Genomic DNA, 7,712 nt, shown 5'->3' on the forward strand with positions numbered 1-7,712 from the left:
GTACCGCTTCGCCCTCTCGAAGCCGCTGCCAGCACGCTCGTACTGCCGCCAGGACGAGTTCGACTGGAACTTCGTCCATCGCCTGATGGAGTCCGAAGGGCTCTACGGAATCTGGCAACAGGCGGCCGACGGCAAATCGCACGCCCTGGTGATTACCGACCGGCTTCAAACCCTGGAGCCGCTATCGCCCGAGACCATCGGGTTTTACCGCGCGGCGACGAATAGCGAAGCCGACGCCATCACGCAGTGGTCCGGCATACGCACGCTGCAATCCGTGCAACTGTCGACGCGCACCTTCGATTACAAGAATCCGTCGACGACCTTCAATCCCACAAGCACATCGACTCCGACGATGGCCAATCAGGGCAGTCTGCCAGCCCAGACGGAGATCTACGAATATACGGGTAGCTACCCCCGCAAAAGCCCACCGACGAACTCATCAACCAGATGGCGAAAGCCAAACATCTCGACCCTTCAACCGGCTTACCGCTCGCTAACACCGCGCAGTAGTCCTCGCTGATTCCCCGCTTTCCGCACGCATTTCTTGATCGCGCCGAAATCGCCGCGCCCCGGCGCGATGCAGCCTCGACGACAAAACCCCGTCGCACGGCGCATACTCTGAGCCTCCACGCTGCACGAATCATTGCGAATCAGGGCACGAAACTTGCGGCGGCCCGTCGAACCACTTCCGGACAGGTGTCGACGCGAGTCAACCCCGCCCACGTTGCCATGCCTTCAAGTTGCGGGCACGAAAACCGTTGCGTCCCCATTCGCCTTGTCCGGCCGCTCTGCAAATCACAGGATTCGATATCGCTTTTTCCCCATGCCCAGGATGCCTATTTCTTTCCGCTTGCGATCACGTTTCATGCCGCGTCTCAACGCATTGATTACCGCCTTCGCGTGCACGCTGTTACTGGCCTTGCTCGGCGCCACGCCGTGCAGCGCGGCGGCGCCGGCCGCCGCGTCCGCTGCGAACCCCGCTGCGCCCGTCGTGCTGACGCCCGCACAGGCGCATTCGGCACTCCAGGTGCTCAACGATCCGGTCCAGCGTGCCCACGTCGAGGACACGCTGCGAGCGATCGCCGCAGCGGGCGCGCTCGCGACGCCGGCGTCGGCGGCTTCGGCCACGACGGGGGCCAGCGCAGCCGCCGCGGCATCGGCGGCGAGCGGCGCGGCGGCCTCCGCGCCGCTCGCGAACGCGCTGCGCTCGAACGGCCTCGTGCTGCAAATCGCCGACGGCGCCGCACACGGCGCCCAGGTCATCGGCAAAAAACTGCTGCGCGCGCGCGGGGCGCTGTTCAACGTGACGTCCGCACGCGACTGGTGGAGCATGCGCCTGCGCACGCCCGAGGGCCACACGATGCTGGTCTCGCTGCTACGCGTGCTGTTGCTCACGCTCGTGCCCGCGCTCGCGCTCGAGGCGCTCCTGCGCCGCGCGATCGGCAAGCCGCATCGCGCGCTCGCCGCGCACGCGGCCGCCACGCAGGACGCCGACGACAAAAATGGCCCGGCCGCAGCGTCGAACGCTGCGGTCACGCCTGATCCGGAGGCCTCGTCCGAAGCCGCCGATGCGCAGCAAGCTGAAGCCGACAAGGAAAACCTGCGCGCAGCCGCAGGCATGGCGCCTGCCGCCGACGATGACAACGCGGACAACTCCGCGAACGCCACCGCAAAAGCCGCCGCAGACGCCAGCCTCGATGAGCACGCCAGCGCGAAGGCGAGCGCCCTCGCCGCGGTCGCCGACGATTCCCACAAGCAGAGTGTCGCCTCGCTCGCGCGCGAGGCGCGTCACCGCATTCGCGGCGCGCATCATTGGCGTCTGCTCAAGCGGCTGCCCTGGGCGTTCCTCGTCGCGCTGCTCGAACTCGTGCCCGTGATCGCATTCGGGCTGTGCGCCGCCGGCGTGCTCTCGCTCTTCGGTCCCGACGATGCCGCGCCCGCCGCCGCCGTCGGTCATCTTGTCGATACGTGGGTGATCTGCCGCGTCATCGTCACCATCGGCACCATGCTGTTCGCGCCCGACTCCGATGCCCTGCGGCTCATGCCGCTCTCCAGCACGTGGGCCGCGTTCGCGCAGCGCTGGCTCCGGCGCCTCGTCATCATCGGCGGCGTGGGTGGCGCGCTCGGCGGCGCGGTGCCGCTCGGCATGACCGAGGACGCGCATCTCGCCCTGCTCAAGCTCGTCATCCTGTTCGTCCACGTAGCGCTCGCCGTGGCGATCCTGCAGTGCCGCCAGCCCGTGGCCGCGGCCATCCGCAAGTCGTCGGCCGAGCGCGGCTCGTTCGCCTATCTCGTCCACTGGTTCGCCGACATCTGGGCCATCGCCGCAGTCTTCGTCGTCATGGCGCTCTGGTTCGTGTGGGCGCTCGACCTGCGCGGCGGCTACCAGGAACTCTTGCGCGCCGGCGGCGTCTCGCTCGCCGTGCTGCTCGCCGTGCGCATGCTGGCCATCGTCACGCTCGGGGCGCTCGGCCGCGTGTTCGATCCGAGCGGCAACCGCGAGAACATGACGATCGCGCAACGCCGCGCGTATCGCTATTACCCGGCGCTGCGGCGCATCGTGACCGCCGCGCTCTGGATCGTCACGATCGACATCCTGCTGCACGTGTGGGGCCTGCATCCGGGCCGGCTCATCTCGAACGCGCCCATCGGGCATCTGCTTGGCTCCGCGCTGCTGACGATCGCCATCGCCATCGCCGTGGCCGTCGTGATCTGGGAGGCGGCGAACGGCGCCGCCGAACGGCGCCTGAATAGCTGGACCGACGCGGGCGACTTCGTGCGCGCCGCGCGCCTGCGCACGCTGTTGCCGATGTTCCGCACCACGCTCTTCGTGGCGATCTTCGTGGTGGTCGGGCTCACGGCGCTCTCGCAGCTCGGCGTGAACACCGCGCCGCTCATTGCGGGCGCAAGCATCTTTGGCGTAGCGCTGGGCTTCGGTTCGCAAAAGCTCGTGCAGGACTTCATCACCGGCATCTTCCTGCTCACCGAAAACGCCATGCAGGTGGGCGACTGGATCACGGTCGCGGGCGTCTCGGGCACGGTCGAGTTCCTCTCGATCCGCACGGTACGCCTGCGCGGCGGCGACGGCTCGCTCTATACGGTGCCGTTCAGCTCGGTGACGACGGTGAACAACACGAACCGCGGCATCGGCAATGCGGCGGTGAAGGTGCTGATCGCGCACGGCGCGGATCTGCAGCGCGCCATCGACACGCTCAAGGAAATCGGCGCGGAGATCCGCAGCGACGAAGCGTACAAGAAAGGCATCCTAAGCGATTTCGCGTACTGGGGCGTGGATCAGGTGGACGGCGCGAGCGTGACGCTCGTGGGCCAGATCCAGTGCAAGGACTCGGCGCGCTGGGGCGTGCAGCGCGAATTCAACCGGCGCGTGCTGGCGCGCTTCACGGAGCGCGGCATCGAGCTCGCCAATCCGCAGCGCAGCTTCCTTGTGGGCCTCGCGCACGAGGGCGACGTCGAAGGGCGCATGTACGGCGACGATGAAAGCGGCGCGAGCGACGACGACGATCGCGACACGACGCATGCGCGCGCACGCGATGAAACGCGCGGCGGCGCGAAGGGCGGCGGCAGTGGCAGCGCCAAGCCGCGCAACGGCAAGGACGGCGGTTCGGGCGATACGCGCGGAGCGCCGCGCGGCAAGCCGAATTGAATGGATGCCGTGGCCGGTGCGCGGCTCGCGCGCGCCGGCCTCACCGTCTCTTTCTTTACTCGCGCGCTCCCGGAAATACTCACCTCAAGCGGTGCGGCGCCGTTGCCTCACATGCGGCGCGCGGCGGACTTCTCAGTCCAATCAATGACCTACGTGCGGTGCGACGGGGCGATGCGCGTGCAATGCCGCTGCTCCTGAAGAAGCTCACCTTTGGGTGTGCACATTGCCCAGTCACAAGCCGCCTCGAAGAGACCCGGCAACTCCAATGGAACGTCAGCCGCCGGGCAAGACTAATGATTCAGGACGAAACAAGGACGAAATGCAAACGACTGCAATCTGAGCGTTGCGCGCTACGTGAATGCGATCGAAGATGAGAAGGGAGTGGATCTGGCAGATGCGGAAGCGGGATTGGCCGTTCTGCTAAAGAAAGGCCACCTCTGGGCCAGGCACAAAGGCAAACGGCCGCTTACGCGGCCGTTTCCTCTTTTGCGTCTTGGAACCGGGCGTCCGTCCGAGGAGGGAGCTGCCAAGCCATGTAACCCAAGCGCTTACAGCACGATCATAACACGTATGCTCAAACAGCTCAAAGCCAACCCAGCGGGGAATCTGGCGCGCATTCAGGCGTTGTCGCATGCACGCCTGAGCAATTACCGCAGTTTCTTCGGCGCCGCGGACGACGCGCAAGCGCTTGCGCTTTACCAATGGAACGACGATTTGAGCGCCGTGCTGTTCCGCACGATCTCCCTTGTTGAGGTGATTTTACGCAATCAGTTCCACCATGCCATGAGTCTGCGCTACGGGGTCGTTGGTTCGCAGGGTTCGAAAGACTGGTACGCGCATGTAGCGCTTGGCGCCCATTCCCGATCGAGGATCACGGACATCACCCACTACAGGCAAGGGCAACAGATGCTTCCCCGGGTGCCCGCTCCGTCTCCCGACGATGTCGTGTCGAGCCTGACTTTTGGATTTTGGCCCCCACCTCCTGAACCTGAAGGCGGACAGTCACAACCATACCCTGGACTGGGGGCCGATTCTCGTCGACGTCTTGCCGGGCCATCGGCAACGTCAGGCAACCTACTGGGCGAAGCTCAAGCATCGCGATGCCTTGTTTGCCCGCCTGGACCTGTGCAATGAGTTGCGCAACCGCATTGCTCATCATGAGCCCATCTGGAAGCTGGGCCCACTCATGGGCGAAGGCCGCCCGCGCAAAGGCATACCCCTGATCATCAACGCACCCGCTCCTTCGACTCCAGCCGGTGCATTGGCGCGCCTGCGCTTGCTCTACGATCGCATAACCGAGTTGCTGGGCTGGCTGTCACCCGCCGTTGCGGCCCAGCACACCGCGAGCGAGATGCATCTGCGCTGTCTCAATCTGCTGCAGCCTGAAACTCTCGAGGTCTATCGACATGCGCAGCCACCCGCCGAGATCGACCTTGCCATAGCGACAAATCTGCGTACCGTGCGCAAGGCGTTACGGCATGCGGCGCGCCGCAGACAGTCCGTGATCGTAAAGGACGGGCATCGCCTGATTGGGCATCTGACCTGTCTGGTGCCGTAAGCGGCTGAGAACCGCGGCTTGGACCGCGGCACGCAAGACATCAAGCCTCAACATCCTCAAGACTAAAAATCTCCGATTGATCGTTATACGAAAAAATCTCGCCATAACGACCCCAATCGATCACGGTATCGAGCGTCTCTTCCGCCGCTACATCGGAGAGAAAATCTTCGAGCTCCTGCTCGAAGCGCACGCGCGGCGCGCGATGGCCCGGGCGCTCGTTGAGCACCTTCTTGATGCGCGCCGCGAGCGGCACGTTGCGCAGCAGATGATCGGCGAACATCAGCTTGCGCGCCTGCGTGCCCATCTCCGCGAACACGCGTGCGGGCGGCGTGAGCAGCAGGTCGCCGTCGCGCACGTCGGCGAAACCCAGTTGCTGGAGCACTTCGGCAATCGGGAACAGGTCGTCCACTTCGAGGTGCAGCGAGCGCGCGATTTCCGGCATGTCGGCGCGGCCGTGATACGGCGCGGCCGCCAGCGTCTCGATCAGACCCGCCATCAGGTTCGTGGAAACATCAGGCAACCGGCTGCCCACTTCAAGGCGCCGTTGCGAGGCTTCAGCCGCTTCGCGCGCCGTCATCTTCGCGTAGATCTCGTCGACGAGCTTGCGGAACGCCGGGTCCAGGCGGTTGCGCGGATGCTTGAACGGCACCTTGATCTCGGCCACCACACGCCCCGGATTCGACGACAAAACCAGAATACGGTCGCACATGAACACCGCTTCCTCGATGTTGTGCGTGACGATCAGCATCGACTTGATCGGCATGCGGCCTTGCGTCCACAGGTCGAGCAAATCGGTGCGCAGCGTTTCGGCCGTGAGCACGTCGAGCGCCGAGAACGGCTCGTCCATGAGCATGAGCATCGGGTCCACGACGAGCGCGCGCGCGAAGCCCACGCGCTGGCGCATGCCGCCCGAGAGTTCGCGCGGATAGGCGTTTTCGAAGCCGTCCAGACCGATCAGGTCGATCGCGGCAAGCGCGCGCTCGCGGCGCTCGCGCGCGCCCACGCCTTGCGCCTCGAGGCCCGCTTCCACGTTCTGCAGCACCGTGAGCCACGGGAACAGCGCGAAGGTCTGGAACACCATCGAGACGCCTTCGGCAGGCCCTTTGAGCGGCTTGCCGAGCCAGTTCACTTCGCCCGAGGTGGCTTCGATCAGGCCGGAGATGATACGCAGCAGCGTGGACTTGCCCGAGCCCGAACGGCCGAGCAGTCCGACGATCTCGCCTTCGCGCAGCGAGAGATTGACGTCGTCGAGCACGAGGCGCTCGTCGTCCTTCTTCGCGAAGCCGCGCGAAACGTGCTTCACGGCGAGCACTTCGTCGCCCGGCACGGGGCGCACCGGCAGCAGGTCGGATGAGACGATCTTGGGATTCAGCATGATGTTTTACTCCATCTCAATCGAGCCGCAGCCGGGACTCGGCGAACGTGTACAGCGGACGCCAGAGCACGCGGTTGAACAGCGTGACGAACAGGGACATCATCGCGATGCCCAGAATGATCTTTGGGAAGTCGCCGGCGGCGGTCGTTTGCGCGATGTACGCGCCCAGGCCATGCGCCTGGATTTTCGTGTCGCCCCACTGGACGAACTCGGACACGATGCTCGCGTTCCACGCGCCGCCCGAGGCCGTGATCGCACCCGTGACGTAATACGGGAAGATGCCCGGCAGCATCGCCTGACGCCACCATTGCCAGCCGCGAATGCGGAAATTCTTTGCCGCTTCCTTGTAATCGTTCGGATAGGCGGTCGCGCCCGCGATCACGTTGAAGAGGATGTACCACTGCGTGCCGAGCACGATCAGCGGCGAAAGCCAGATGTCCGGGTTCAGGTGGAAGCGCACGATCACGATCACGAACACGGGGAACAGCAGGTTCGCCGGGAATGCCGCGAGGAACTGCGCGAGCGGCTGGATCTTCTCGGCGAGCGCGGGACGCAGGCCGATCAGCACGCCGAGCGGCACCCAGATCACCGACGCAATCGCGATCAGCAGCAGCACGCGCAACAGCGTGATGAGGCCGAGCACGAATACATGGCCCACTTCGTCGAGCGTTACGCCGGTGCGCACGAAGGCGACCACGCGCCAGACCACGTACACCGTGAGCGCGATCACGAACACGGCCCAGACGATGTCGCTCGCACGCGAGCGCTTCGTGAGCGCGGCGCTCGCCGCGGGCATGGCCTTCGGCAGTTGCACGCGAATCGGGATGCGCGCGAGCGTCGCGAGCATGAAGCCCATCGGCACGAGCAGACGGTGAATCAGACGCGTGCGGCGGATCAGGTCGAGCAGCCACGACTCGGGCGCATCGCCCGACGAAGTGGTCTCCATGCGGAACTTGTCGGCCCACGCCACGAGCGGGCGGAACAGGAACTGGTCGTAGGCCAGAATCACCACGGTCATCGCGAGAATGACCCAGCCGATCGCGTGCAGGTTCTTTTCGCTGATGGCCTGCGCGAGGTACGCGCCGATACCGGGCAGCGTGATCGTGTTGTTGCCC

The 7,712-nt window shown here is 65.4% G+C and carries 5 protein-coding genes and 1 pseudogene; 4 read left to right on the plus strand and 2 right to left on the minus strand.

The window, feature by feature from the left end; all coding sequences use genetic code 11:
• The 4 genes and pseudogenes from U5775_RS38360 to U5775_RS38375 form a co-directional block, all read left to right on the plus strand.
• Positions 1-412: pseudogene (locus tag U5775_RS38360) on the plus strand (phage late control D family protein); the annotation flags it as partial.
• 35 nt (positions 413-447) lie between these two features.
• A complete protein-coding gene (locus U5775_RS38365) occupies positions 448-510 on the plus strand; it encodes a hypothetical protein (protein ID WP_322063350.1) in 63 nt (20 codons plus the stop codon).
• Positions 511-865: 355 nt separating this feature from the next.
• A complete protein-coding gene (locus U5775_RS38370; protein WP_322063346.1) occupies positions 866-3,664 on the plus strand; it encodes a mechanosensitive ion channel domain-containing protein in 2,799 nt (932 codons plus the stop codon).
• A 961-nt stretch (positions 3,665-4,625) separates the two neighbouring features.
• Positions 4,626-5,222, plus strand: coding sequence for a hypothetical protein (locus U5775_RS38375; RefSeq protein WP_322063347.1), 597 nt, complete (start codon positions 4,626-4,628; stop codon positions 5,220-5,222).
• Between the two features lie 40 nt (positions 5,223-5,262).
• On the opposite strand, the gene U5775_RS38380 is transcribed toward U5775_RS38375, so the two are convergent.
• The gene (locus U5775_RS38380) at positions 5,263-6,597 is read right to left on the minus strand and encodes a nitrate/sulfonate/bicarbonate ABC transporter ATP-binding protein (RefSeq protein WP_322063348.1); all 1,335 of its coding nucleotides are present in this window, start codon (positions 6,595-6,597) and stop codon (positions 5,263-5,265) included.
• 16 nt (positions 6,598-6,613) lie between these two features.
• Positions 6,614-7,712, minus strand: a 1,099-nt coding sequence (locus tag U5775_RS38385) for an ABC transporter permease subunit (protein ID WP_322063349.1), incomplete at its 5' end; no start/stop codon positions are given.

The sequence above is a fragment of the Paraburkholderia sp. J63 genome (assembly GCF_905220245.1).
GTDB lineage: Bacteria > Pseudomonadota > Gammaproteobacteria > Burkholderiales > Burkholderiaceae > Paraburkholderia.

Coding starts and splice junctions, on each gene's coding strand:
- U5775_RS38370 (WP_322063346.1), top strand. CDS start 866: ATGCCGCGTCTCAACGCATTGATTACCGCCTTCGCGTGCACGCTGTTA.
- U5775_RS38380 (WP_322063348.1), bottom strand. CDS start 6,597: ATGCTGAATCCCAAGATCGTCTCATCCGACCTGCTGCCGGTGCGCCCC.